The sequence below is a fragment of the Trichocoleus sp. FACHB-262 genome (assembly GCF_014696035.1).
In the GTDB taxonomy this organism is placed as follows: Bacteria; Cyanobacteriota; Cyanobacteriia; order FACHB-46; family FACHB-46; genus Trichocoleus.
This window is the reverse complement of record NZ_JACJPK010000072.1, coordinates 99137-123657: the sequence shown is the minus strand read 5'-3', so window position 1 is coordinate 123657 and position 24521 is coordinate 99137. Positions and strand designations below refer to the sequence as shown.

23 protein-coding genes and 1 tRNA gene are annotated in these 24521 nt (G+C 49.1%); 10 read left to right on the top strand and 14 right to left on the bottom strand.

Annotation, left to right across the window (positions count from 1 at the left end):
• The first annotated feature begins 36 nt into the window (after nt 1-36).
• The 4 genes from H6F68_RS13855 to folE all read left to right on the top strand — a co-directional run bounded on the left by H6F68_RS13855 (nt 37) and on the right by folE (nt 5293).
• Nucleotides 37-2112, top strand: coding sequence for a hypothetical protein (locus H6F68_RS13855; RefSeq protein ID WP_206755526.1), 2076 nt, complete (start codon nt 37-39; stop codon nt 2110-2112).
• Between the two features lie 287 nt (nt 2113-2399).
• Nucleotides 2400-3380 carry an acetyl-CoA carboxylase carboxyl transferase subunit alpha gene (gene accA / locus H6F68_RS13850; protein ID WP_190559801.1) on the top strand — a complete coding sequence of 327 codons (981 nt, stop codon included), beginning with the start codon at nt 2400-2402 and terminating at the stop codon, nt 3378-3380.
• A 422-nt stretch (nt 3381-3802) separates the two neighbouring features.
• Nucleotides 3803-4528, top strand: coding sequence for an SDR family oxidoreductase (locus H6F68_RS13845; protein ID WP_190559799.1), 726 nt, complete (start codon nt 3803-3805; stop codon nt 4526-4528).
• A gap of 57 nt (nt 4529-4585) precedes the next feature.
• Nucleotides 4586-5293, top strand: coding sequence for a GTP cyclohydrolase I FolE (folE, locus tag H6F68_RS13840; protein ID WP_190434647.1), 708 nt, complete (start codon nt 4586-4588; stop codon nt 5291-5293).
• 78 nt (nt 5294-5371) lie between these two features.
• On the opposite strand, the gene H6F68_RS13835 is transcribed toward folE, so the two are convergent.
• A complete protein-coding gene (locus H6F68_RS13835; RefSeq protein WP_190559797.1) occupies nt 5372-6037 on the bottom strand; it encodes a phosphoribosylanthranilate isomerase in 666 nt (221 codons plus the stop codon).
• A gap of 221 nt (nt 6038-6258) precedes the next feature.
• Here H6F68_RS13835 and psaK point away from each other — a divergent pair, with 221 nt between their 5' ends.
• Nucleotides 6259-6534 carry a photosystem I reaction center subunit PsaK gene (gene psaK, locus H6F68_RS13830; protein WP_190560110.1) on the top strand — a complete coding sequence of 92 codons (276 nt, stop codon included), beginning with the start codon at nt 6259-6261 and terminating at the stop codon, nt 6532-6534.
• Nucleotides 6535-6850: 316 nt separating this feature from the next.
• A complete protein-coding gene (locus H6F68_RS13825) occupies nt 6851-8080 on the top strand; it encodes a site-2 protease family protein (protein WP_190559796.1) in 1230 nt (409 codons plus the stop codon).
• On the opposite strand, the gene H6F68_RS13820 is transcribed toward H6F68_RS13825, so the two are convergent.
• From H6F68_RS13820 to glnA, 4 genes are all read right to left on the bottom strand, one after another.
• Nucleotides 8073-8855, bottom strand: coding sequence for a biotin/lipoate A/B protein ligase family protein (locus H6F68_RS13820; protein ID WP_242065499.1), 783 nt, complete (start codon nt 8853-8855; stop codon nt 8073-8075). The two genes, H6F68_RS13825 and H6F68_RS13820, sit on opposite strands and share 8 nt — an antisense overlap.
• Complete coding sequence (locus tag H6F68_RS13815; RefSeq protein ID WP_190555167.1) at nt 8852-9352, bottom strand: YbjN domain-containing protein; 501 nt, start codon at nt 9350-9352, stop codon at nt 8852-8854. The genes H6F68_RS13820 and H6F68_RS13815 overlap by 4 nt, the downstream gene beginning before the upstream one ends.
• 242 nt (nt 9353-9594) lie before the next feature.
• On the bottom strand, nt 9595-10503 hold the full coding sequence (locus tag H6F68_RS13810) for a ferritin-like domain-containing protein (RefSeq protein WP_190434629.1): 909 nt from the start codon (nt 10501-10503) through the stop codon (nt 9595-9597).
• Nucleotides 10504-10673: 170 nt separating this feature from the next.
• Complete coding sequence (glnA, locus tag H6F68_RS13805; RefSeq protein ID WP_190434626.1) at nt 10674-12092, bottom strand: type I glutamate--ammonia ligase; 1419 nt, start codon at nt 12090-12092, stop codon at nt 10674-10676.
• A 521-nt stretch (nt 12093-12613) separates the two neighbouring features.
• On the opposite strand from glnA, the gene H6F68_RS28485 reads away from it, so the two are divergent.
• On the top strand, nt 12614-12976 hold the full coding sequence (locus H6F68_RS28485) for a hypothetical protein (protein ID WP_199300077.1): 363 nt from the start codon (nt 12614-12616) through the stop codon (nt 12974-12976).
• A gap of 352 nt (nt 12977-13328) precedes the next feature.
• The gene (apcB, locus tag H6F68_RS13795) at nt 13329-13838 is read left to right on the top strand and encodes an allophycocyanin subunit beta (RefSeq protein WP_190434623.1); all 510 of its coding nucleotides are present in this window, start codon (nt 13329-13331) and stop codon (nt 13836-13838) included.
• Between the two features lie 167 nt (nt 13839-14005).
• Here the strand turns inward: apcB and H6F68_RS28480 are convergent, their stop codons facing one another.
• On the bottom strand, nt 14006-14584 hold the full coding sequence (locus tag H6F68_RS28480; protein WP_199300076.1) for a hypothetical protein: 579 nt from the start codon (nt 14582-14584) through the stop codon (nt 14006-14008).
• A 102-nt stretch (nt 14585-14686) separates the two neighbouring features.
• On the opposite strand from H6F68_RS28480, the gene H6F68_RS13785 reads away from it, so the two are divergent.
• Nucleotides 14687-15517, top strand: a complete 831-nt coding sequence (locus H6F68_RS13785; protein WP_190559794.1) for a TlyA family RNA methyltransferase — start codon at nt 14687-14689, stop codon at nt 15515-15517.
• A gap of 159 nt (nt 15518-15676) precedes the next feature.
• Here H6F68_RS13785 and H6F68_RS13780 read toward each other — a convergent pair whose 3' ends face one another.
• The 8 genes from H6F68_RS13780 to H6F68_RS13745 form a co-directional block, all read right to left on the bottom strand.
• Entirely contained in the window at nt 15677-17110 is a 1434-nt protein-coding gene (locus H6F68_RS13780; protein WP_190559792.1) for a GTP-binding protein, read from the bottom strand.
• Nucleotides 17082-18728, bottom strand: coding sequence for a DUF697 domain-containing protein (locus H6F68_RS13775; protein WP_190559790.1), 1647 nt, complete (start codon nt 18726-18728; stop codon nt 17082-17084). Before H6F68_RS13775 ends, H6F68_RS13780 begins: the two co-directional genes overlap by 29 nt.
• 237 nt (nt 18729-18965) lie before the next feature.
• Nucleotides 18966-19042 (bottom strand) — tRNA-Met (locus tag H6F68_RS13770).
• 50 nt (nt 19043-19092) lie between these two features.
• Nucleotides 19093-20046 (bottom strand): asparaginase, encoded by a 954-nt coding sequence (locus H6F68_RS13765; protein ID WP_190435073.1) that lies wholly within the window; start codon nt 20044-20046, stop codon nt 19093-19095.
• A 130-nt stretch (nt 20047-20176) separates the two neighbouring features.
• The gene (locus tag H6F68_RS13760) at nt 20177-20674 is read right to left on the bottom strand and encodes a CGLD27 family protein (RefSeq protein ID WP_190434611.1); all 498 of its coding nucleotides are present in this window, start codon (nt 20672-20674) and stop codon (nt 20177-20179) included.
• A 57-nt stretch (nt 20675-20731) separates the two neighbouring features.
• The gene (rsfS, locus tag H6F68_RS13755) at nt 20732-21163 is read right to left on the bottom strand and encodes a ribosome silencing factor (protein ID WP_190434608.1); all 432 of its coding nucleotides are present in this window, start codon (nt 21161-21163) and stop codon (nt 20732-20734) included.
• Nucleotides 21164-21166: 3 nt separating this feature from the next.
• Complete coding sequence (yqeK, locus tag H6F68_RS13750; RefSeq protein ID WP_399313923.1) at nt 21167-21874, bottom strand: bis(5'-nucleosyl)-tetraphosphatase (symmetrical) YqeK; 708 nt, start codon at nt 21872-21874, stop codon at nt 21167-21169.
• 160 nt (nt 21875-22034) lie between these two features.
• The gene (locus tag H6F68_RS13745; protein WP_190434603.1) at nt 22035-23324 is read right to left on the bottom strand and encodes a glycosyltransferase family 4 protein; all 1290 of its coding nucleotides are present in this window, start codon (nt 23322-23324) and stop codon (nt 22035-22037) included.
• Nucleotides 23325-23639: 315 nt separating this feature from the next.
• Here H6F68_RS13745 and H6F68_RS13740 point away from each other — a divergent pair, with 315 nt between their 5' ends.
• Nucleotides 23640-24425, top strand: a complete 786-nt coding sequence (locus H6F68_RS13740) for a 7-carboxy-7-deazaguanine synthase QueE (RefSeq protein ID WP_190559788.1) — start codon at nt 23640-23642, stop codon at nt 24423-24425.
• The last annotated feature ends 96 nt before the right edge of the window (nt 24426-24521 follow it).

The window sequence follows — 24521 nt, the reverse complement described above, 5'->3', positions numbered from 1 at the left end:
TTTCTACTGTACTTCTAAATAGGTAGGCCTTAAACTGTGAATCATTTACTAGTGTTCTATAGAAGGATGATTTCCTTCCTTCCTTACGGCATAGGAATAGTTTTTGGTGTTCTTACAACTTTTTATCCAACACTCATAAGCAGATTTTCACGCTTGCAGCCTGACCCAGGCGATACTCGATTCGTTAACTATGTGTTGGAGCATTCTTTTCAGCTGTTAGTGAACAAAGATTACGTTGGGGAATTATGGTCTCCTCCTTTCTTTTTTCCCTTGAAAAATGTTCTTGCTTTTTCAGAGAATATGTTTGGTTCAGCACCTATTTATTGGTTATTCAGAGCCTTGTTTGACTCTGTATTAGCATTTCAATGGTGGATGATTGCAGTTTTAACACTGTGCTTCGTTTGCTTTGCATTATTAATGCAGCATTATAAGGTGAACTCTTGGTTGTCAGCTTTTGGAGCTTTCTTATTTACTTTTGGTATGCCAAGAGTTTCCCAGCTAGGTCACCAACAGCTACTACCTCAATTTTTTACACCCCTGGCTTTCTGGTTTTGTTGGGATTTTATTCGTCAACCAACTAACAAACGTTTAATTTTAACGCTATTATTTATTTACTTTCAATTATTGGCTTCAGTTTATTTAGGTTGGTTTCTATTATTTAGTTTGGCTTTCGTTTTTTTGGTTGCCTGGTTTCTAGATAAAAATATTAAACAGAATTTATTTGAATATCTTAGAAAAAATTACAAAGTCTTTATTGCCGCAGTTTTAGCTTGGTTTATCTTGATTGTTGGGCTATTCGCCCCTTATCTAGAAACGAAAAAGCTAATTGGTGGAAGACCTTATTCAGAAGTAGCAGATATATTGCCCAAGTTTACTTCTTGGCTACGTCCTGCTCCTGGTAGTTTATGGTGGCCTTTATTATCTTCCCAGCCTGAGAATTTTCTGCCTTGGCCTGTTGAGCATCATCTATTTTTAGGTTTTGCAGCTGTCCTATTAACAGGGCTTTCACTTTATATTCTTTGGCGAAAGAAAGAATTGCTGACTTTCGAAAGGGAATTGCTAATTAAGACCTGCTTGGTAGTCGTCGCTATTCTCTTTATTCTGTCGCTCAAAATTGGTCATTTCTCTCTTTGGCGAACTGTCTATGAAATTGTGCCTGGAGGCTCTGCAATTCGAGCAGTAACTCGAATATCGCTTGTTCTTTACTTCTATCTATTGATTGCGGTAATTGTCTGCTTTGATTCGTACATCAAAAAAGCAAATCAATCTCGAAGATGGCGAGTATTGCTAGCGGGTGTGGTTTGTCTTTTGGGCTTGTCTGAGCAAGTCACCTTAAGCTTAATGAGCTATGAAAAGACTCCTTTTACCCAAGTGGAACTAGAAATGCAGGAGGTGATGAAAAAAGGATGTGATGTTGCTTATGTCTCAGCTACGACTGCAGACCCTAGTTTTTGGTCGCAACAGATGTTTGCGATGGCAGCAGGTATTCGAGCTAATGTCCCTGTGATTAATGGATATTCAGGCTGGACGCCTCCTGGCTATGACGGTTCTATGGCGAATGAACCTCGTAAGAATTTAGACCAGGTTGCCAAATTGCTACCCAAAAACTTTAAGGGGCAGTTGTGCGTTATTCTTCCAACAGCTTACACAGAAGCGGAATCTGTTGTTGCCCCCCATGGAAAAATTCAATACCGGAGTTTTGCGGGCAATTTTACTTCTTATTCAGCTCAGCTCCCGTTTCAAATCTTTGCGCAAGCTATAGAAGTGCTTAATCCTCCTAATAGTCTGAAACTGGGTTCAGTGGTGACGCTGCCGGTTAGGGTCAAAAATACCAGTAACTTCCTTTGGTTAGCTAGAGGCTTAAAGCCTGTGCGTTTTGCCTACCACTGGATTGGACTGGATGGCAAAGTAGCAGTATGGGATGGAGAGCGAACTGAACTGCCTTTGGAGGTTTCGCCTCAAGAATCCATTCTCCTGAGTGCAAAAATTAAAGCTCCTGACGTTCCTGGAAAATATATATTGCGTTTGACAATGGTGCAGGAGGGAGTAGCTTGGTTTGATGATAAAGGTGCTAAAACTGAAGATCTTGCCGTGAATGTTGCTGCGCAGTAAGGTGATTCTGATATGCCAGTCATGTAAAGTAGCTGGTTTCCCTTGTCGATGTTTACGAGTACCCTTTTGCATCCACAAGAATGGAATCTAGCAATAATTTCAGAGCCAGGAAACTCAAAGACCCTAAGTAGTAGATATTTCGCTACTGAACTGTATTTAAAGGTGATTGGGAAGTGCGAACCACATTTAATTAAGGGTGCAAGAGGGTGTAGCCTGGTTTGAGAGGCAGGGTAGCGAAGCCTCAGGATCTTTCTGTAACTGTTACTTCGGAGTAGTGTGGCGCTGGCATGGCAACGACTGAACGCAGACCTATTCTTTTAGATTTCGAAAAGCCCTTGGCAGAGCTAGAGGCACGAATTCATCAGATTCGTGAACTTGCGGAAGAAAATGACGTCGATGTGTCTGATCAGATCCGTCAGCTTGAGGCGCGAGCTTTGCAACTTCGCCAAGAAATTTTCAGCAGTTTGTCTCCTGCCCAAAGGCTTCAAGTAGCACGTCATCCTCGTCGGCCTAGCACCCTCGATTACATTCAAGCGATTAGTGACGAGTGGATGGAGTTACATGGCGATCGCGGAGGCACCGATGACCCTGCTTTGGTCGGGGGCATAGCTCGGTTTGCGGGTCGGCCTGTGGTGATTTTGGGGCATCAGAAGGGGCGAGACACTAAAGACAACGTGGCTCGCAACTTTGGTCAGGCAGCACCGGGTGGCTATCGCAAAGCCATGCGATTGATGGAGCATGCCGATCGCTTTGGGATGCCAATTTTGACCTTTATTAATACGCCTGGGGCTTGGGCTGGATTGGATGCTGAGCGGTTTGGGCAAGGGGAAGCGATCGCCTATAACCTGCGGGAAATGTTTCGGCTAGACGTGCCAATTATTTGTACCGTGATTGGCGAAGGCGGATCTGGTGGTGCTCTGGGAATTGGCGTCGGCGATCGCCTGTTAATGTTCGAGCATTCTGTGTATTACGTGGCTAGCCCTGAAGCCTGTGCTTCAATCCTGTGGCGGGATGCTAGTAAAGCTCCTCAAGCCGCAGAAGCCCTAAAAATTACGGCCTGGGACTTAAAGAGCTTAGGCATTTTGGACCAACTCTTGCCAGAACCAATTGGGGGCGCGCACTCTAGCCCCTTGGAAGCGGCGGCAACTTTAAAGCAGGCTCTCCTACAGCATTTGGAAGATTTGAGCCAAATGACGAATCAGCAACGGCGAGAACTGCGTTATCAAAAATTCCGTAATATTGGTGTTTTCTTAGAGGCCACGGCATAGTTGATTCCAGATTGATTAGCTCAACCTTGATTCTGAATTTAAGGCACAAATCTGCCCTAACCACTACCTAGCTAGGGAGCTTAGATCGCCTACGAGTAGGCGGCCTTGATTCTGAGTGATATAATTCACGAGGTAACATTTTTTTACATTTCCTCGGTGGCCTCTAAATGCTTCACCATGGAAGTGCTCGTTCTGGTCGCGACCTGCAACCACTAACTGCTTAAAGACAAGAGAGAGATTCTCAAAATTCAACGGGAGTGAAATGGTCTCAAACAGGGAATCCCTTCGGTTGGTTTTAAAGCTGTGGTTGTGCTGCGGCAACGATTAACTTGCTTACTAACTACTTAAAAATTGCATCAGCGAATCTCAAGTTTCCGATAGCTTAGATTGCTGGAATTGATGAGAGCGAATCAGGATATTTCATGGCTTCTCTAATAGAACGGCACGCTCTGATTACAGGAGCGAGCAGTGGAATTGGCAAAGCAACGGCCTTAGCGTTTGCCGAAGCTGGGATTCATTTGGCGTTAGTCAGCCGCTCTGAATCGAAGTTGGCGGCGGTCGCCGATGAGGCGAGACAGGCAGGCGTTACAGTGAAAACTTATCCGCTGGACTTGTCTCAAGTAGACCAAGTGAAAGAGCGCATGAGTGCGATCGCAGCAGATTTTGGTCCACTAGACATCCTGATTAACAATGCTGGCATTGCCTACACCGGCAGTCTAATGGAAACTCCATTAAATGACTGGCAACAAGTGCTGGATCTCAACCTGACAAGTGTGTTTCAGTGCATCCAAGGTATTTTGCCTAGCATGCGCGATCGCCAACAGGGAACCATCATTAATGTGGTGTCCATTGGAGGGCAGCAAGTTTTTCCCAACTGGGGAGCTTACTGCGTCAGTAAGTTTGGCCTCATGGCCCTCTCCAAAGCCCTAGCGGCTGAAGAACGAGCTAACGGTATTCGTGTCTCTGCTATTTGTCCAGGCTCAGTTAACACACCGCTTTGGGATACTGAGAGTGTTCAGGCTGACTTCGACCGCTCGGCGATGTTAACACCAGAAGTTGTGGCTCAAGTAATTCTACAAGCCGTGCTTTTACCCAAGCAGGCTGTGATGGAAGAGTTAACCTTGATGCCCAACGCAGGAGTGTTTTAAGTTTTTCCCACTCCTGATTCAGCAACACCCACTTTGCAGCTACAAAATCTCTAACTTATGACTACTGCTTCTTCCAACAGTGCTACCGGCTCTAACGTACCTACTGTGTCTGATTCCATAACCCCTGAAGTTCGGCCCGATCGCAATACACTTCATGGTCAAGAGGCCAAAGTAGTTCCTCCTGCGGATAACGAACTCAAGGATGAGATGGCAGATGCCGTCCGGACTCTTTTGCTAGGGGTTGGAGAAGATCCGGAGCGAGAGGGATTGCTGAAAACTCCCAAGCGAGTGGCAGATGCTATGCGCTTTCTTACGAGTGGCTATACCCAGTCTTTAGAGCAACTGGTGAATGGTGCCATTTTTGATGAAGGCCACAACGAAATGGTCTTGGTGCGAGACATTGATGTTTTCAGTCTCTGCGAACATCACATGTTACCGTTTATGGGCAAAGCGCATGTTGCTTACATCCCCAACCAAAAGGTGGTAGGTCTGAGCAAATTAGCTCGGATCGTTGAGATGTATGGCCGTCGCTTACAAGTGCAAGAGCGCCTAACTCGTCAGATCGCTGAAGCGGTACAACAGATTTTGGATCCCAAAGGTGTGGCTGTTGTCATAGAAGCGACTCATATGTGTATGGTGATGCGGGGTGTGCAGAAGCCAGGCTCTTGGACAGTCACCAGCGCGATGGTCGGTGTGTTTCAGGATGACCAGAAAACTCGTGAAGAGTTTCTCAACCTGATTCGTCATCGTCCTTCTTTCTTCTAAAGCACCATTCTGGGTGACCTAACCCCCAGCCCTTCCCTAGCAGGGAAGGGGAGCAAAATAAAAAAGGTAGGGGTGAGTCTAACTGACCCCTATTTTTTGTGTTTGTTGAAGTTGGTGAAAGAGTTGAGCCACCTGGGCTAAATCCTTGTCGCCGGGCGATCGCTCAACTCCACTTGAGAGGTCGATACCGTCGGGTTGTAGTTGAGCGAGTGCTTGAATAATATTGTCTGGGTTTAAGCCGCCAGCTAAAAACCAAGGACAAGCGGGCGCAAATTGTTGCAAGCTTTGCCAGTCCAGGGTGACACCTGTGCCTCCTAGCATTCCAGGGTGATAAGCATCCAGTAGAAGGGTATGAACGTGACTATAGTAAGCGGCGGCTTCCTGGAGTGCTGCTGCCGTTTTGATTCTGAGCGCTTTAATCACTTCTGTGTCTGGTAATGTCTCACGTACCTGAGCACAGAATTCTGGGGTTTCTGCGCCATGCAGTTGAACAGCGTTCAAGCCAGCGATCGCGACGACTTGACTAATCTCAGCTAACGTTGCGTTGGCAAACACACCGATCCGATCTACTAAGTGACCTGTTTGGGGATTAAGGGGTAACTGCTCTACTACCTGACGAATTTGGTCAGCCGAAACATAGCGAGGGGAAGCTGGAACACAGATAAACCCTAAAGCCGTAGCTCCCAGTTCTGCGATCGCTCGTCCTTGGTCTGGTTTGGTAATGCCGCAAATTTTAACCCGCATGCTGACTTGTAAACTCGTTAAGTAGGTCGTCGGTAAGATATTTAACCAAGGTTCAGGATTGATCGAGGTGGTTGCGATCGCGAACGGTTGCCGAAACTGTTGCGGATTTGTAGCAAAAGTTTAGTGGACTGTTAACTCTTAAGACAAATCCTAATTATTTAGAAGGCTCTTTTTATAATCCTTCTTGTTTGTATAAGTTTATCAATGCAGGAGACGAAATCTTGCTTTATCCGACCTTACTAGCGCTACAGGTAGCCTCGGCTCGCTCCACTGATTGGAGTCCCACTATCGGGCTAATTATGACTGCTTGCTGCTTATTTGCAGTTGCGATCGGTCGCTTTGCGATCAGAAAGAAGGGTGTAGGTCCAAAACTTCCTGTCGAAACCCCTGCTCTCTTTAGCAATTTTGGCGTTCCTGAGTTACTCGCCACCATGAGTTTTGGTCATATCTTAGGTGCAGGTGTCATCCTGGGGCTCACCAACGCAGGTGTTCTCTAGACTCCGCACTTTTTGAAACTCTCAATCTAGTTCAGGTAGTAGCGCTCAGCCTTGCGAAGTTTCTTGACAGGCTAGCACTACTACTTTTTTTTGCCTATTTTCTAGCTGCTGATTATCTACGGCACCGCTAGCCTGATGTTTCCGTGAGCCATTGTCTATGCTAGTAGGGAGAGGGCTCTAGCTAGATGGTTGTTTCATAAAATTAGTACCGCATACATCGGCTGAGCCTGACTTAGCTGCACCTTTAGGAAAGGCAGCGCAGAACAATGGGGCTGGGTTTTGGCCGCATTGATCAACCTCAATTTAGGAAATTCCTATGCAGGCAGGCTGGCGAATCGGATCTGTATTTGGTATTCCCCTCTTTATCGACCCCAATTGGTTGTATGTTCTCGCGTTCTTTTCGATCCTCAACAGCGAGAACTACCTCAAACAACAATCCTGGAATCCAGCTTTTGCTTGGGCTGCGGGTTTCATGCTCGCTCTGTTGCTGTTTACCTCGGTACTGCTACACGAATTGGGTCATAGCCTGGTAGCACAGTCGCAGGGAATCAAAGTTAACTCGATTACGCTGTTCTTGTTTGGAGGGATTGCCTCCATCGATCAGGAATCTAAAACTCCAGGCAAAGCGTTTCAGGTTGCCGTTGCGGGGCCTGCGGTTAGCCTCAGCTTATACCTGCTGTTGCGAGCGATCGCGCATATTCTGCCAGCTCAGAGCGTGGTTGCAGTCGTCACCGCTGATCTATACCGCATCAACTTAGTTTTAGCCTTATTCAATTTGATTCCTGGATTGCCACTGGATGGAGGCCAAATCTTTAAGGCGGCAGTGTGGAAGGCGACAGGCAACCGATTTCAAGGTGTGCGTTGGGCAGTACGATCTGGACAAACTTTGGGCTGGTTTGCCATTATCCTCGGAATGTTCGTTGTCTTTTTGGACTCAGACTATTTCATTAGTGGATTGTGGGTAGCCTTTCTGGGTTGGTTTATCTTGCGAAATGCTAGCGCTTACGATCGCATGACTGACTTGCAAGAAGCCTTGATGCAGATCAAAGCCGCAGATGCGATGACCCGAGAATTTCGGGTAGTGGATGCCAATCTCACCTTGCGTCAGTTTGCGGATGACTATTTGCTAGAAGTTGCTCGACCTCCCACTTACTTTGCCGCTTCAGAGGGGCGCTATCGCGGGATGGTGGCAGCTGATGACTTACGCCAAGTGGAGCGGAGCCAATGGGAAAACCAAGCCCTACAAGCGGTGCTGCATCCACTGACCGCAATTCCTGCGGTCCAGGAGTCTACTACTTTGATTGAGGTGATCAATCAAATGGAGACTCAGCAGCTCAACCGGATTACCGTATTGTCTCCAGCTGGTACTGTTGCAGGCGTGATCGATCGCGGTGATATTGTCCGAGCAGTTGGCAATAAACTGAATATTCAAGTGTCTGAAGCGGCCATTAAGCGCATTAAGGAAGAAGGCAGTTACCCTCCAGGCTTGCCCTTGCCTGCGATCGCTAGAACTACCGCAGAATCATTTTCTCTAGAAGCTAACTAACCGCTACTGGCCCAGAGCCAACGGGTGATCGGCTCAGCTCTGCTTGGGCCATGACGGCTTGCCACTCCGCGTCTGAGAGCGGTTGCGGCACTAGTTGCACTCCAAAGCAGCGTTGCAATGCTGTAGCTAAGGCTTCTATAAGCGTTTGAGTCAGGGCTGCTCCCTGTAAAGATAAAGGCAACTTCGGCAAACGCAGGTTATCGGGGCCAAACACTTGGGTAAAGAGAATAGCATCAGGTTCTAAGCGCATAGAGCCATGCTGTAGAATTACAGACCCTCGGCGTAGCTGGGCACTACCAATCAGTTTTTCGCCGTTCGGCAGAACTAAATCTGCGCTAGTGGCTGTGCCAAAGCAGTTGGGATTGTGAATGTAGCCTCGGCCCGCCTCGCCATATTGCAACTCAACGCCAAGCGATCGCCAGCCCTGAATTAAAAACTCGCAAATGGCTTGGTATGCTTGCGTGCGGTTGCCTGGAAAACTGGAAGTAATCACGGCATAGGTTAAGTCGCCTTGATGCAGAACAGCGCGACCGCCAGTCGGTCGTTGCACCAACGCTAATGGCCTTTCCTGCCAAGTAATTTCTTGCCACTCAGCAGGCCACTGCCGCTGATGGAAGCCCAAGGAAATTGCTGCTGGAGCCCAAGTGTAAAACCGTAAGGTGGGTGGGTGAAGTCCTAAGCAATGCTGACGAAACAGCCAAGCATCCAAGGCCATCTGCACTCGGCCTGGCGCTTGGAATGGGGGAATGAAGCGCCACGGAGTTGCTAGACTCAAGCGGCACTAAACTCAGCTTGAAGGGCATCGTCGTTGTCATCGGCAATAGAGGCGACCACAGTAATGGCACGGGAGATTTCCCCCGGCGATAACTCTGCAACGGTGCGGGTGGCCACAACGACAACTTGCTCATCAATCAGAGCAAAACGCGCTTCAAAGGTGTCGCTCCAGTTCATCTCCAGCAATTTGCGTAAAAGCTGGGCTTCATTTTGCACAGGTAGCTTCAAAATCTGCGCCCAAGTGGTAAAAGTATCGTCGTCTGTGTTGCCCGTGAGTTGGACAAAGACTTCAACGCTGCCGTACTTAAACTTCCACAGATGGCCGCTCTCGGTATGGTTGACCATCGCGCTTTGGTCTTGATCCAAACTAGAAATCACTGTTTCAATCACATCTGCGTGATTGTTCTGAGTAGAATTCTCGATTAGCTCGTTAACCAGCTGATTGCTAGATAAACTCTGGGTTGAGACAGCTTCCGCATCGGGTTGATAGTTAGTCATAGGAGTTCCTGCTCAGTAGAGTAGATCGGCGTGACGCAAGTACCAATCTACCTCACGTCTCGTCGGTTGTCGCTACCCCAACTGTAGCTTGTGAGGGATTTTTCAATCACGGAATAATTCAAGTAAGGGCAGGTCTTGTGCCCACCCTGTCACCCAGCAGGGCAACCACAAAGAATTGCCCCTACGGGCAGCATTTCATAATGTGCAATGCCATTATGTGCGTTTAGGCGATCGCCAGACCGCTAGGCGGTGGCTTTGGCGTTTTCTGGCTTGCTGGTGCTTGGTTTGCTGATGCCACTGATAAACATGGGGACAAATTTTTGTAAAAAAGCTTGAGGGTCACGCTTCCAAGCCCGTTGCACCACGTCAATCCGGGTTTGTTGCAGATCGGGCGCCAGTAGGGTTTGGGGCAACCGCTCCATCAGGTATTGAGGGCGTTGCCACAATGGCATGGTCTCCGCGATCGCCATCAGTTTCTCAACCCGACGAATTTCAGCCCCAAGCGTAATGTCCATACCTGATTCAAAGGCAGCTTGCTCTACAGCCCCATACTTGCGCTTGGCTAAATCTACTTTCTGAGCGTGTTCTGGACTCTTGCGAGCCAGTTCTGCTAGCCAGCGGTTGCCCCAGCGTACATGCCCCGCTTCCTCAGGCAAAATCCGCTCAATGGTTTCCCGGATTTTGATATTTTCCTCAGTTTGCGGCGCTTTTTTCAAAGCATGAATGTGAGCTGAAAAATACTCACAACCGCGCTTTTCAGTGACATTAATGGCTGCTAGAACTGAAATCAAGAATTCATCGCGATCGCGTCCTAGATCCACAGCCTCGCTATCAAGTAAGCGCTCAAACTCTTGAATATAAGAAGAACCAGGTGGCAAGCCGACATTGGCACCCAAATCCACCAAGAGATCCGTCAGCCACATGGCGTGCCGAGCTTCATCAGAAATATGTCGAGAAAGATCACGGATTAGCTCCGGAGGCTGCCCATCCAACTGTTCGATTAAATCAGTTAAGTCTTTGCAACTGCGCTGCTCACTATAGCGGTAGCGGTTGAGAGTGACTAAATGTAGCTCGCGATCGCGCACTACTTGGCTCAAAATCTCGCGTGCGCCCAGCGTGTTGAGCAGCTTGCGAGGATAAGCAACAGTCATACTTTTTATGTGGTTTTGTAAAGCAACTCTCTCATCCTAGCGTAGTCATTCCTGGCTTAGCCTAGAAAATTGATGCGCTATGCGAGCCATAAAAAAGCCACCCCGTAGAGTGGCTTGCAAACTACCCTGAGCGGTAGCTAAAAAACTAGATGTTCAGGGCATTCAGGAGATTAGACATCGTAGTAGAGCGCAAACTCGTAGGGGTGAGGCCGTAACCGCATGGGGTTGACTTCGTTGTCGAGCTTGTACTCAATCCAGGTATTGATAAAGTCTTCGGTGAAGACGCCACCCACAGTCAGGAACTCATGGTCTTCTTCCAGAGCCTTTAGGGCATCGAGCAGAGAGCCAGGGGTGGAAGGAATCTTCGACAGCTCTTCAGGGCTGAGGTCGTAGATATCCACATCCAAAGGCTCACCCGGATCGATTTGATTCTTAATTCCATCGATACCTGCACAGAGCATGGCTGCGAAAGCGAGGTAGGGGTTAGAAGTCGCATCAGGACAACGGAACTCCAAGCGCTTCGCTTTGGGGTTAGTGCCAGACAGCGGAATCCGGATAGAAGCAGAGCGGTTGCCTTGGGAGTAAGCCAAGTTTACAGGCGCTTCAAATCCAGGCACTAAGCGCTTGTAGGAGTTGGTGGTGGGGTTGGTGAGAGCCAACAGAGCAGGAGCATGCTTGAGGATGCCACCAATGTAGTGGAGAGCCATCTGGCTCAGGTTGGCGTAGCCATCACCCCAGAATAGAGGCTGACCACCTTTCCAAATGGATTGGTGAGTGTGCATACCAGAACCGTTGTCGTTAAACAAAGGCTTAGGCATGAAAGTAACAGTTTTGCCGTGACGCTTGGCAACGTTCTTGATCACATACTTATAGGTCATCAAGTGGTCTGCGGCACGAACCAAGGTGTCAAAGCGGAAGCCCAGTTCGCACTGACCGCCCGTAGCAACTTCGTGGTGATGCTTCTCAATGGGCACGCCGCACTCAGCCATCACCAGCAGCATTTCGGTCCGGATGTCTTGCAGCGTGTCGGTGGGCGCAACGGGGAAATAGCCTTCCTTGTAGCGAGGCTTGTAGCCCAAGTTGCCGCCTTCTTCTTTGCGACCAGAGTTCCAGCGACCTTCTACCGAATCCACATGGTAGTAGCCTTCGTTCTCGGTTTGGTCAAACCGTACATCTTCAAAGACGAAAAATTCTGCTTCAGGACCTAAGTAAGCGGTGTCACCAAGGCCCGTGGAGGTGAGGTAATCGACTGCTTTTTGAGCAATGGTGCGGGGACAACGGCTGTAAGGCTCACCCGTTCTAGGCTCTTGAATACTGCAAATAATGCTGAGAGTAGGCTCAGCCATGAACGGATCAATCCAAGCGGTGTTTGGATCGAGCACCATTGACATGTCTGATTCATTGATGGCTTTCCAGCCCCGGATGCTGGAACCGTCGAAGGGCACCCCGTCGGTGAAGCTGCTCTCATCGATTTGGTCATGATAGACCGTGAGGTGCTGCCAGGTTCCTGGCATGTCAATGAATTTAAGATCAATCATCTTGATCTGTTTTTCTTTGATCAGATTCAAGATGTCTTGTGCAGTCGCCATGAATTACTCCTTAATGTCTGGGCAAATCTAGGAAGGGAGAGGTCTGCGAGCGATGGAGGTCAGCCAGGTGATATAGATGGAGCACAACCTGATTCAGAACTGCACTGCCTCAACAGTGTGACAAAGGTAGAGCCGAGACATGAGCAGTCAGCCAATCCCAAAGTCACTAGCGGTTGATGGGTGATCAGTCACAACTTTTACTTGATGATTCCTGCGACTCGTTATTTCTAGAGGCACTTTGCATTTTGCAATGTTTGCGGCGTCTTTTAGCACACACTCATCGGCAGGGTTGGTTATACCTGAATCATCCTAAAAATAGGGTTGGGGATAGTTTGTATCCTTTGCTACCAAACTCTCTTGAAGCTTACCAAAATACGGACGAAATTAATCTTGATCGTTGTCCTCCTTCAGCCTTCTCTTGAAAAATGAAAAATTGTAGCGGAATTGACAGTTTTTCATTTTTAGGCTGAGTTGGCCCTTAAAATAGTATCAGAAGCTACAGTTCCGTATTTCTAATCACTATGATTTTTGAAACTGATTTTGACCAACAAGAGGCCCTGAAATATCGGCCAGGCCAGAAGGTTGAGCTGAAGCATCAGCCAGGTATGGTGGACGTGATTGCCAGTTACGACCCGATGATGGTACCGCCCATTTCTCTGGTGAGTGACCCTATGCCTCGCTACCCAGAAGAATTGCACGTTTTGCCAGCTCCAGCCCTGAGCCGCAATTGGCTGAGTTTCTCTGGACAAACTCAGTATCCAGCTTGTTCGTTGGGCGATCGCGAAGCATCACGGCGGGTGAATCGTGAAGTGTCACGTCAAGCGAACCGTCGAAGTCAGCAGTCAACATTTGGTCAGCGCTCTAAGGACAAAGTTTTCTCTTAAATCTTTAACCCTACTAATTCCTACTATTTCTAAATGTTGAGAATAGTAGAAAATAAGGCACATAAAACTTAACAGATTAGAAGCCATTCAGCTCGAATTCAGCGCCAATTACGCTGATCTTGCCGTGGTAAACTTAACCCTAAATCCTAATGCACCAGCCCGACTCACGGTTGAAGTCAGCGCTGCGCTAGGGGTACAGAGTCATTTTGTGCAGTAAGCTGTAGCAATTGCATGGGCCATCTTCAACCTATTAAAACGTCAGCGTTTAGTAGCTAGAATGACTGACTATTGACAGGTTGACGCGGGTCAAAAATAGCAAACACGTATAGGAACCACTTAGGAGAGTCATTTCATGCGGGACGCAGTGACAAGCCTGATTAGAAACTACGACATTACGGGCCGATATCTTGATCGGGACGCCCTTGACTCACTGAAATCCTACTTTGGCAGTGGCACAGCTAGAGTTCAGGCCGCAGCAGTCATTAATGCGAATGCTGCCACCATCGTCAAGCAAGCAGGATCGCGCCTGTTTGACGAACTTCCGGAATTGATTCGTCCTGGTGGTAATGCTTATACCACTCGTCGCTATGCAGCCTGCCTGCGGGATATGGACTACTACCTGCGTTATGCCAGCTATGCTCTGGTCGCAGGAGATATGGACGTTTTGGATGAGCGAGTTTTGGAAGGTCTACGGGAAACCTACAACTCTCTAGGAGTTCCCATCGGCCCCACAGTACGTGGCATACAATTAATGAAGGACATTGTCAAAGAGCAAGCAACCGCCGCTGGTATTGCTGATCCTGCCTTTGTGGATCAACCCTTTGACTACATGACTCGTGAACTCAGTGAGCAGGACGTTTAATTGCTCGATTAACCCCTAGGTTTTGGGGTGAGTCTTGGCATTCAGGTTTGAGTTAGATAGGGGTAGGTTTGGGAGCAAGATTTGCGAGTGGGCAAAGGTTGTTGCTGAGCTTACCCCTATTAGTTTTGCCCTTACTACTTTTTAAGTTTTGGCATTTGCTGCCAGGATTAAAGGTGCCGGAAGTCTAACTCAGCATCCAGTTCTAATACCCAAACCACATCTCCCTTAACGCTGCTAGTAATAACAGTTTGATCACCACGACGACTCAGCCTAGCAGCAACCTCAAGTGCTTGGGCTCGGTCTTTAACAACTTTGAAGAAGCTGTAATACTGTCCCTCGACTGCAATGGCTGACAATCGGTGCTCCAAATCCGGGACTCGGATATGGCAGGGACGATATTGGTTGCGAGATTCCAAGACTTTAGCTGTTGCTGGGCTTGTTTTGATGCCCGTTGCCTGTGCCGTGGGTGCTGAATCAGTCTGAGCCGGAAGATCTAGATAAGCCTCTCGCTCCAAGACCCAAATTGCATCCCCTTTGATGGTCGCCGTTATTACGGCTTCTTCACCTTTGTTGGCGAGGCGGTTGGCGATCTCTAGAGCTTGCTGTCGCTCTTTCACTAGCTTAAGTAGGCTGTAGAACTTACCATTCACACGAATTGCAGCAACGCGAGCGTCTAAGTCGGGTACGCGGATGTGGCAAGGCTGATATTGAGTTCGAGACTCTAAAATGCGAGGAGGAGGATTCACGGTCGTCTGCGAAGAACCTTCGGTGGCATGGTGGAAGATGAGATGGCCTCAAAAGCTTTATTTTATAGGTGTTCCTTCATTTTAATTTTTTAGTGCAGTTCCTTGGCTAAGCAACGACTCGATACCTTACTAGTAGACCTAAGACTCTGTGATTCTCGACAGCAGGCCCAGCGCTTGATTCGAGCTGGAGAAGTTAGAGTGAATCAGCAGGTCGTGGATAAACCGGGTACCGAGATTGACCCTACGGCTCAGATTGCCGTGAAGCAGCGATCGCCCTACGTCTCTAGAGGCGGCGAAAAACTAGCCAAAGCCCTAGAAGCCTTTCCCATTGAAATCACTGGACGCACTTGCTTAGATGGCGGCATTTCTACAGGTGGCTTTACCGATTGTCTGTTGCAGTCAGGAGCGCAGAAAGTCTACGGCATTGATGTTGGCTATGGGCAAGTAGCCTGGACCTTGCGTCAAGACCCCCGTGTGGTCCTCCGAGAGCGCACCAATCTCAGGCACTTAAAACCAGAAGAGCTGTACGAGCAAGGTCAGCCCGATGCTGATCTAGGAGTTGCCGATGTCTCCTTTATCTCCTTAACGAAAGTATTACCCGCCCTGTGGCAATTGCTCAAAGAACCGCGAGAAGCAATTTTGCTTGTGAAGCCACAATTTGAAGTGGGGCGATCGCGCGTTGGCAAGAACGGCGTAGTCCGCGACCCCAAAGACCAAGCAGAAGCGATCGCCCAAGTGATCCAAACTGCCCAAGCCCTCGGCTGGCACTACCAAGGCTTAACTTGGTCCCCCCTACAAGGCCCAGCCGGAAACATCGAATACCTTTTATGGCTGAGCATGAGTGCTTCTGCTCCTACCCCGGATCTAGGCGCGATCGTCCAGATCACCAAAGCGGCTCAGCAAGCACTTACAGGAATGAAGGATGAGGGATGAAGGGGTTAAGCGGCAAGTGTCGGAGGGCGGCGAGAAAAGTTCAAGATATCGAAATACTTCTACTAAAGCTCGTTTGGAGGGGGTCTGGGGGACGCAACCGTCCCTCAGCGGGGGTTTGGGGGCGAGTGCCCCCAAGCCTTGGTAACTCAGCTTCACTAGCTACCCCAAAAACTCCCCAATCTCCTGCCGCAAGCGATAAACAATCGTATTCGGCTCAATTTGGCTCAAAATATCTTGAATCACCGTATTTGGCCCTTGTGGTCCCCAAGTACAACCTTGCTCCAAATACACCTGAGCTGCCCGTCCGATCGCGTAGGCTCCATACCCAGCCGCCGCTGCTTGCACCACAGCTACCCCAGCATAGGCAGAAAAGTTAGCGGGATTCTCACCCGAAGCGATCGCCGCCGTACTCTTGCCTAAACCCAACAAGACTCCACTGCCCAACTCACTCAGCAGCAAACTACCAGAACTGAGCAAAATGGTTTTCCAAAGCTTCCCAGCTTCATAGCGAGTCATCGGTAGGCCATAGAGCCGCGCCAACTCTCGAATTAGCGCTAAATCCGCCACCACACCTCCCGCTAAATCCAAAAACGCGATTGGATTTAAGGCGATCGCCATTGCTTTATAGCGCGTAAACTTCCAGATCAGCGCCTCCGCTTCCGGACTGCACAGCTCAATCGTCGTTTGGGCAATCTTGGTTTCGGCCTCCCGCGCTTGCCGCAGGGCATTCAACGCTAGGAGCGATCGCCCTTCCCGGTTCAACAACGTCAGCAGCTTATCTTGCAACGGCTCAATCTGGGGTGGGGGCGATTCCCACTCATAGGTGACACGACCATCGGGCCACTCTACCCGCACTTGCAACGGGGCAGGCTCAGCCGCCACCATGACAATCTCCTCAGTCGAGAGCAATTGCTGGAGGCGTCGGCTGTCTCTGGTGTTGGCTCCTAGTTGCTGTAGGTTTTTATAAATCGCTTGGCGATCGCGATCAGGATACAGATCAATTTTGTTAAACACCAAAAGCAGCGGTTTTTGAGCATCCCGCAATTCGCACAGCGCTTGATACTCAGTGCGAGTAATATCACCAGAGACCACGAACAAAATCAGATCTGCTTGGCGCGCCACATCGCGAGCCATTTTGGCCCGAGCCTGTCCTTGCACCTCATCCAAGCCAGGCGTGTCAATTAACTCAACTTGCACCTTGCTGTCTGCATTCGGCACCCAACGCACCGAGCGGGGCCATTGCGTGACCCCATTCAGCGGACCCGTTTGCAAAACTTTTTGGCCTAACAGAGCATTCAATACGGCTGACTTCCCGCGACTTACCAACCCAAAGGTAGCAATCCGGATCACTCCTTGGTCCAGCTTATTCAGGGTGGCAGCTAAGCTCTCTAGCTCTGTTTGCAAAGCCGCTTGTAACTCTAAATTGTTAGGCAGCTTAAATTGCCGCAAACGGTGGGTATGCCGTGCCAAGATTTCCCGTAGGCTGGCTCTAGCTCGACTAAAATGTGATTCTTGAGCAGTAGAACGAGCGGAACTGGAGACAGACGGAGAGGTAGCAGAAGCGTTAGGTTGAGAGGAGGGAGGATGACTCAAGGCTAGTACTGGAAAGACTGACCGCAGATCTATTCTCCTCTACCAGCTCCAATTCGTGGCTAGCCAGCTGTAGGTTTGGCAACGGGATAGATGCCAATGGTAAGGCTGGCTCTGTGGCCGCGATTAATTGCAATTGAGGTTGTGGCTGAGGAGAGGGATTGGGAGTAAAGCGCTCTGTCACCTGCTTTACTAGAGCCTGGAAGAGACTCAGTTGCTGGTTTTGCTGGAATACGGTTTTGAGAACTTGAGTCAGGCGATCGAGACTGAGGGGATTTTCTGCCTCTGAGCGAATCGAGGCACTTTGTTCCTCAAAATATTCACTCAAACTCAATCCGGCTAAGCGAGTTAAATAAGCAGCACTAGCACCTTGCACAGCTCCACCTGCCACATAGGTAATGGCATGGCTCTTGAGCACGGTACCGATCGCCTGGGTAGATAGCTCGACTAAACCTAATTTCAGCAGCAAACCCGCCATTGTCTTAGCAATGGTCTGCGCCTGTTGTAAGGAAAACTTTTGCTGATAAATGGCACTCAGGTCTAGAACTAGCTGAGCATTAATGGCGCTAGTGGCTAAGAGATCTAGAGCAGGGACGGGGCTGGCAAAAGCCGTAGCTGCGGCAATCCATTGGTATTGCTCAATCAGCGGCAAGGCCCGATCGCGGCGAACCTGATTTAGAACTGCCTGCACCTCTGCCTTCAATGCGATTGCGCTGCGCCAAGTGGTTGCCCAAACCAATTGCTGACTCTCCTGAGCTAACAACTGCTGCAACCGCTCGGAGAGTAAATTAATTTCGGGTTGGGGCTGTTCCATCCATTCCTGCACTGACCCATCGGCTTGGTGTTGGCGCACTTTCAAAGGGCTAGGAACTGCCGCGATCGCGACTACATCGGCACTACTTAAATAATCTTGAGTGCGCGTTTGCAGTTGCTTGAGCACCAGCGATCGCTCAGTGGGTAAATACTGATCTTGCTTGTTCAGAACTAGAAGTAAGCGCTGATTGGCCGTAGCCAGTTGTTGCACCACCTGCAACTCTGACGCAGTCAAATCTCCTGCCACCACAAAGATAACTGCGTCTGCGGTTTGCGCCTCAGCGATCGTATCGGCATCGAGGGTGGAAGTTTCTGCTGCGAGCAGGGCGGGTAGATCTTGCCAAGAAACAGATGGCGATAAAGACAACCCTTGCGCTTGCAGGACGTGAACTAAAGAAGTTTTGCCCACCGCTTGTCCCCCTACCACGGCAACTCGAAGTACCTGCCGCTCTAATTCCGGAGTTAAGGCTTGAAGCTGCGCTTTTAGGGTTGGAATCCGGGCAATGGTTTCCGGGCGCACCTTGTCTAAGGTGGCTACTTCAGCTTGTAACCGCTGAATTCTGTCTTCAACTTCCGTGAGGCTTTGCTCAACCTGTAGACGGCTCACAGGAGACGCTGGAGCAGAAATGGGAGCAATTTGAGCGTTAGGTTTCTGCAGAAACCAAAGACCTGTCCCTGCTGCGATCGCTCCTAGGGTGACTAAACCGCTGACCTCTGCCAACGAGTGTGCCATACTCTCTAGAAACCACAGCCCAAAGGTAAGCCCTACTCCCCCGACTAAAACAGGTCGCCGCCACAGGACAGTCATAGAATTACCAGCAATTGATAAAAAGTTTTTGTTAGCAGTTCTAGCCTGACTAGTATCACTTCTGCGGCGAAAAATTCCACGCCTGACCAAAAGTGTTACTTGCCCAGCTTCACATTGCCCTTGATACCTCTATTCTACGGGTAGGACTCTGCTTCTAGAGGGTGTAGTCGGGTGGCTGACAAATTCAAGACAAAAATAAAGCTCTGTAGCGATTAACTACAGAGCTTTATTTTTATTTGGTGGCGGGGCATGGATTTGAACCATGGACCTTCGGGTTATGAGCCCGACGAGCTACCAGACTGCTCTACCCCGCGTCGGCTTTATTAATATAACCAAAAGCTTCTGAGATTGCAACCCCCAATTTCTAAATTAGGGATAATTCACCCAAAACGTCTAAACGCTTGAATGAACTCAGGGTAATAAAGCTCTCGGTTAGAGTCTCTGCGATCGCCGGTGTCACCCAACCCAGCTGCTTCAGAATGTGAATTGCTGCTGCGTATTTAGCTCGCTTAGCTCCATCCACCACCTTAATGGCTAGCCCTAAGCCTTCACCCACTCGACCAATGCACTGCACGCCTTCAGCACCCGATTTGCTGACCAACTCGCCTTGAGTCAGACGCATGACCTCGGTGTCAAACTCGCCCTCTCCCGCCACCATATTTGGGTGATGGGTCATGGCTCGGACAATTCGCTCCATATCTAAACTGCTGCCAGAGGCAAGCTGGGCATAGAGGGTCGCCATTTGTCCCAACTGCAAGAAATAAGTAGGAGCACCGCAGTCATCGCGTGCACCTATAAATTCCTCGGCTGGCATGCGGAGCAGCTCGGCAACCTTAGCCAAAATCAACTTCTGAACTGGATGATTGCGTTGTAAATAATTAGACAGCGGCCAGTTGCGTTGTTGACAGACTGCTAGCATCCCAGCATGTTTGCCAGAGCAGTTGTACTCCAATGGGCTGCGCTTGCCTTCAGGAGTTGGGCATTGCAGCGCCGATGGATCAATGTCGCTCCGCCACAGGATATTAAAAGCCTGCCGCACTTGCTCAATCGTGCCCTTGTGCGAGCTACAAATAATCGCTAAATCTCGATCGGTCAGGTTGTAGCGCTCTAATGTGCCCGTTGTGGTTATAGATAGCGCCTGAAACGGCTTGAGTGCAGAACGCACAAAGGTAGCAGTTTCTGCATTGCCTGCAACTGACAACACCCGCCCTCGGTCATCACAGGCGACAGCTTGGACGTGATGGCTGGACTCGACCAAACCTTCACGCAGTAATCTAACTTCTAGCTCAGCGGCTTGAGTTCGTTTTCCCCTAGTCATGGCTAAGACTTTGACATACTCCAGTTCCCAAGGCAAGCCTAGCTTACAGAGCTATAACACTTGCAATATTTTGGTTAATTTTTGTGGGACTAATTTTGTCGGCTAATGTTCTGGGGCTTAGATTTGGGGCTTAGAGGTATTGCCAAACAATGCCACCACAACAGAAAAGCGCGATGAGACCTCCGAAGCTGCGCTGTAAACGCCGTAAAACCGGTTGAATTTCGTAGCTGACAATTAAGCGATCGCGCGTCAGCACTTCCGGCGGCTTGGGCCAATATTGACCGTCATACCAACCAGACTCTTCGTAGAAGACAGTTTCGTTGAGGAGGCGATCGCGAATATAACTCCAGCCCAAATATAGGCGGAGTAAAGGCAGCGCCACCATCAAGCTGGCCCCTGCTGCACCGCTGAGCGCAAACTGCACTGGATGCTTCACCCAGGAAAAGCTGTAGGTTGCCACTGGCCCAACCACAACCCAACTGCAAACCCAAATCCAGAGCATTGTGGTGAAGTAAGTTTGCAGAGGTAACGTAGCCCAACGGAAAAACCAAGACTCCTTCAAGTCTTGGTATTCGTTGAGCGGTTGCTGCTCAGAAGGAACGGGACAAATAGGGGTAGAAATATCCATAGGCAACACTAGCAAGTGCAGAGGCTACCCGAGAGCCATCTAGTCCCTTTAATTTACCTAATCCTTTGCCAACGTGGAAAATTCAATTTTTTCCGCATGGCCCCAAAAGGCTTCAAGATTATAAAATTCTCGCTGCTCTGGCATAAAGATGTGGGCAATAACATCGCCGTAGTCTTGCACCATCCAGGTACCATCGCCTTGGCCTTCTGTGCGGAGTGGGAAGCGTTGGGATTCTTCCTCTACCTTGTCCTCAATGGAGCGTGCGATCGCCCGCACTTGGACACTGGAGAAACCTGTGACTAGGACAAAATAATCTGCTAAGTAGGAAACCTCAGAGACTTTGAGGATGACAATGTCAGCTCCCTTGCGATCGTCGGCCGCTTCAGCAACCATCAAAGCCAATTGCTTACTAGTATCTTGCTTCGCCACATCAGCCGGTTGAGATGAAGTAGCAACCGCTGGGTAAGAACGTACTTTGAAATCGGTCATTATTTAGTTCTCAATTCCTTGTGTAATAACAGAATTCGTGGGATGCGATCGTTTCAAGAACCAATTGCGCGTGAGAACAGTTCGAGGATGAATTAGCCGATGGGTATTGAGAAAATACTTCAAAGAATAGTCACAAGTTAAGTAAACTGCTTGGTGTAAATCCTGCAAACTGCTTTGTCGCAAGGCCTCTAATTCAGGATTCTCTCCTCGCCCTGGCTCTAAACTATCTGCTAAAAAGACAACACAACTCAATAAACCCATTCCAGGTCTACCTAATGTGTGGTCACAGATAGCTTGCAAGACTTCTTCGTCTTCAATCCCAAACTCATCTCTAGCTACAATGGCACTTGCGGGTGCATGAAGTAAATGAGGATGGGCCGCCTCTACAGGGTCTATCTCCAAACCCTCAGCTTCAGCCATTTCCAGGAGACGTTGGGGCTTGAAATACTTTGCGAGATCATGCATCAAGCCTGCCTGGGCCGCTCTCTCTACATCTAAACCATGATGCTGAGCTAGCTCTACAGCAGTTTGCTCCACTCTCAAAATATGCTTGAGCCGCGCGTCAGGCACATTTTCTGCTAGCCAACTCAACACCCGTTCGCGTTCTACTATACCTGGCTGATGGTCAATGCCAGGAGGGCGAGGGCCAGAAGCATTTGGAGAGTGATTAGAAGGACGATTGCCCAAACTAGAAGATGGTTTGACCTGCAAAATTTTTGAGGAAAGATTTATTCAATCTGTCTCCCATTTTAGCCGAATTATTTGTAGCAGCACCTAAAGTTAGGGGTTTGTAAACCGTACAAAAATGCCCAGATACCACGATACCTGGGCTAGCTCTGGTTTTCAGTGTGAAGTTTCTCTCCCAGAAGAATTAGAGATCAACCAAAGATTTTTCAGTCACAAGTTCTGGTAAAACAGGGCGCTTATTAGAAGCGTTTGCTGCCACAGTCTTAAACAGAGCTTCATACTGGTTAAGTGCTTGGTCAAAGGCATAGCGCTCAACCGCAAACTGTCTACCTTTCTGGCCTAGCAGTTGGGCTTTAGCAGGATTGGCGTGCAGTTCTAAGATGGCAGCGGCCAGTGCTTCAGGACTTTCTGGCTCAACCACAACACCCCCCCCACTTTGCTGGACTGCTCTAGCAGCCGTTCCAGTGTCAGGAACGGAGGCAATAATGGGGCGACCACTCGCCAATAGCACCTGGGTTTTGGATGGCATATTGAAAGAGATCACATTGCTCTTTTGCACAATCAAGCCAATGTCCGAGGCGGCGAGCATTTCCGGCAATTTCTCTCGTGGTGCAAAAGGCAAGAGCAGTACATTATCTGCCCCTCGAGATTGGCAGTAGTTTCGCAAGCCTTGCAGCGCTTTTTCCTCACCTACAATCACTACAGCGATTTCGGGAATGTGGCGTAGGCGGGTAGCGGCTTCAACGACTGTTTCTAGTCCTTGGGTCAGCGCGATATTGCCAGAGTAGAGGACGACAAACTTGTTTTCGAGTTTATGGGCGACTCGAAAGGCATTGTTTTCTTTAGGCAGGGGTCGGATGAAGTTGACATCCACCCAGTTGGGAATGCAGACCATCTTGTCTGGATCAACTCCCTTCGCGGTGAGGTTGTCCACGAACCCCTCCGTAATCACGCTGATTTTGGTAGCGGTGCGATAAGCAAATTTTTCTAAGGCTGAGAAGACACGAATCATAGTCTTACTCTTCAACAGCCCGACATGCACCGCTGCATCAGGCAAAATATCTTGTAGATTCAGTACCACTGGGCAGCGTCGTATCCAGCCGAGTAGCGCAGCAGGAACACTAACGGGTAAAGGTGGAACCGTGAGCAAGATGACATCAGGCCGCCAACCGCGCATGGCTTGCAGGAAGCTGGTCAAGACAAAGCTGCCATCTAGGAGAATGCGATCGAGTAAACCAGGCTTTGGCTTCACCCAAACAAAACTGCGTTGGATTGTAACTCCGTTTTTTTCTTCAGTGACATACCACTTCCCTTGATATTCGTCGTAAATGCGACGTTGGGGGTAGTTGGGCATGCCAGTGACGACGCGAACTTCGTGGCCTCGTTGCACCAATCCTTCTGCCAATTCGGTCATTAAGGGGGCAATCCCGATTGGCTCTGGATGGTAATTATAGGAATAAATTAGAATTCGCATAGTCGCTAAACTTAGATCGTTCTACGGAGCTGCGAGTCCAACGCACACCTTCAGAGTTTGCCTATATTGCATAGGACTCTAGAATGTTGCTGCGTCCTCACTAGCAACTTAGCGATAGATCACATACTTAAGAAACTTTAATGGTTATGCTTCAGCGAATCTTTTTGTAGGATTTTGTTCTTTTAAAGATCCGATGAACCTTTCCTCTAAAAGCGGCTGTTTTTCTGAGTAGGGCCACTGAACCTAGAGACACCCCGAATTTTGCGCTGTTTGGTCGTCTACAATGGGTTTTCCCTGCTAACGGCAATTGTTGAGATGACCGCTGACACCGCCACAGCTCGCTTGGTTGAAGTCTTTTCAGCTATCCAAGGCGAAGGACTAAATGTAGGCACGCGCCAACTTTTTATTCGGTTTGCTTTCTGCGATTTACGTTGCCACTTCTGTGATAGCGCTCATACCTGGACTGCCCCTGCTACTTGTCAAGTTGAGCGATCGCCTGGACTACGAGATTTTGAGACGCATCCTAATCCAGTGACTTTACCCACTTTATTGGAGTGGGTGCAGCGGCAAAATCAGCCAGGGCTACACGACAGTATTAGCCTGACAGGAGGCGAACCTTTGCTGCACGCAGCATTTTTAGCCGAATTTTTACCTCAAGTGCGTCAGCAAACAGGACTGCCCATTTACCTCGAAAGTGGTGGGCATCGCCCTGAGCAGTTGGCAATGATTTTGCCGTATCTAGATGCGGTGGGCATGGATGTGAAGCTACCTAGCGTCAGTGGTGAGACTTTGTGGCAAGCTCATGCCGAGTTTCTTCAACGCTGTCATGATGCCTCGGTAGAAGTGTTTGTCAAGGCGATCGCCTCCCAAGCCACCAAACTAGAAGATTTAGAGCAGACGGCTGAATTAGTAGCTACGGTGGATCCAGCGATTCCAGTCTTTCTTCAACCTGTAACTCCCCTAGATGCTGCTCACTCCCTGGGTCATGATTTTTCGCCACCCACTCCCGCTCAAGTCCTGACCTGGCAAACTCTGATGAAGCGCTATTTAAAACAAGTTCGGGTTGTCCCCCAAACTCATAAAATGTTGGGCCAACGGTAGGGGTGAACGCCATTCGCCCCTACAAGAATCTGTAAGGCAGAGTTAGGGAGTTGGTATAAGTTAAAACGGAGCTGAGTGTTTCCCCAACTCCGTTTA

Coding starts and splice junctions, on each gene's coding strand:
- folE (WP_190434647.1), top strand. CDS start 4,586: ATGACTACTGCTTCTTCCAACAGTGCTACCGGCTCTAACGTACCTACT.
- H6F68_RS13845 (WP_190559799.1), top strand. CDS start 3,803: ATGGCTTCTCTAATAGAACGGCACGCTCTGATTACAGGAGCGAGCAGT.
- accA (WP_190559801.1), top strand. CDS start 2,400: ATGGCAACGACTGAACGCAGACCTATTCTTTTAGATTTCGAAAAGCCC.
- H6F68_RS13745 (WP_190434603.1), bottom strand. CDS start 23,324: ATGCGAATTCTAATTTATTCCTATAATTACCATCCAGAGCCAATCGGG.
- H6F68_RS13760 (WP_190434611.1), bottom strand. CDS start 20,674: ATGGATATTTCTACCCCTATTTGTCCCGTTCCTTCTGAGCAGCAACCG.
- H6F68_RS28485 (WP_199300077.1), top strand. CDS start 12,614: ATGATTTTTGAAACTGATTTTGACCAACAAGAGGCCCTGAAATATCGG.
- H6F68_RS13815 (WP_190555167.1), bottom strand. CDS start 9,352: ATGACTAACTATCAACCCGATGCGGAAGCTGTCTCAACCCAGAGTTTA.
- glnA (WP_190434626.1), bottom strand. CDS start 12,092: ATGGCGACTGCACAAGACATCTTGAATCTGATCAAAGAAAAACAGATC.
- apcB (WP_190434623.1), top strand. CDS start 13,329: ATGCGGGACGCAGTGACAAGCCTGATTAGAAACTACGACATTACGGGC.
- H6F68_RS13835 (WP_190559797.1), bottom strand. CDS start 6,037: ATGCGGGTTAAAATTTGCGGCATTACCAAACCAGACCAAGGACGAGCG.
- H6F68_RS13765 (WP_190435073.1), bottom strand. CDS start 20,046: ATGACTAGGGGAAAACGAACTCAAGCCGCTGAGCTAGAAGTTAGATTA.
- rsfS (WP_190434608.1), bottom strand. CDS start 21,163: ATGACCGATTTCAAAGTACGTTCTTACCCAGCGGTTGCTACTTCATCT.
- H6F68_RS13825 (WP_190559796.1), top strand. CDS start 6,851: ATGCAGGCAGGCTGGCGAATCGGATCTGTATTTGGTATTCCCCTCTTT.
- H6F68_RS13810 (WP_190434629.1), bottom strand. CDS start 10,503: ATGACTGTTGCTTATCCTCGCAAGCTGCTCAACACGCTGGGCGCACGC.
- H6F68_RS13775 (WP_190559790.1), bottom strand. CDS start 18,728: ATGACTGTCCTGTGGCGGCGACCTGTTTTAGTCGGGGGAGTAGGGCTT.
- H6F68_RS13740 (WP_190559788.1), top strand. CDS start 23,640: ATGACCGCTGACACCGCCACAGCTCGCTTGGTTGAAGTCTTTTCAGCT.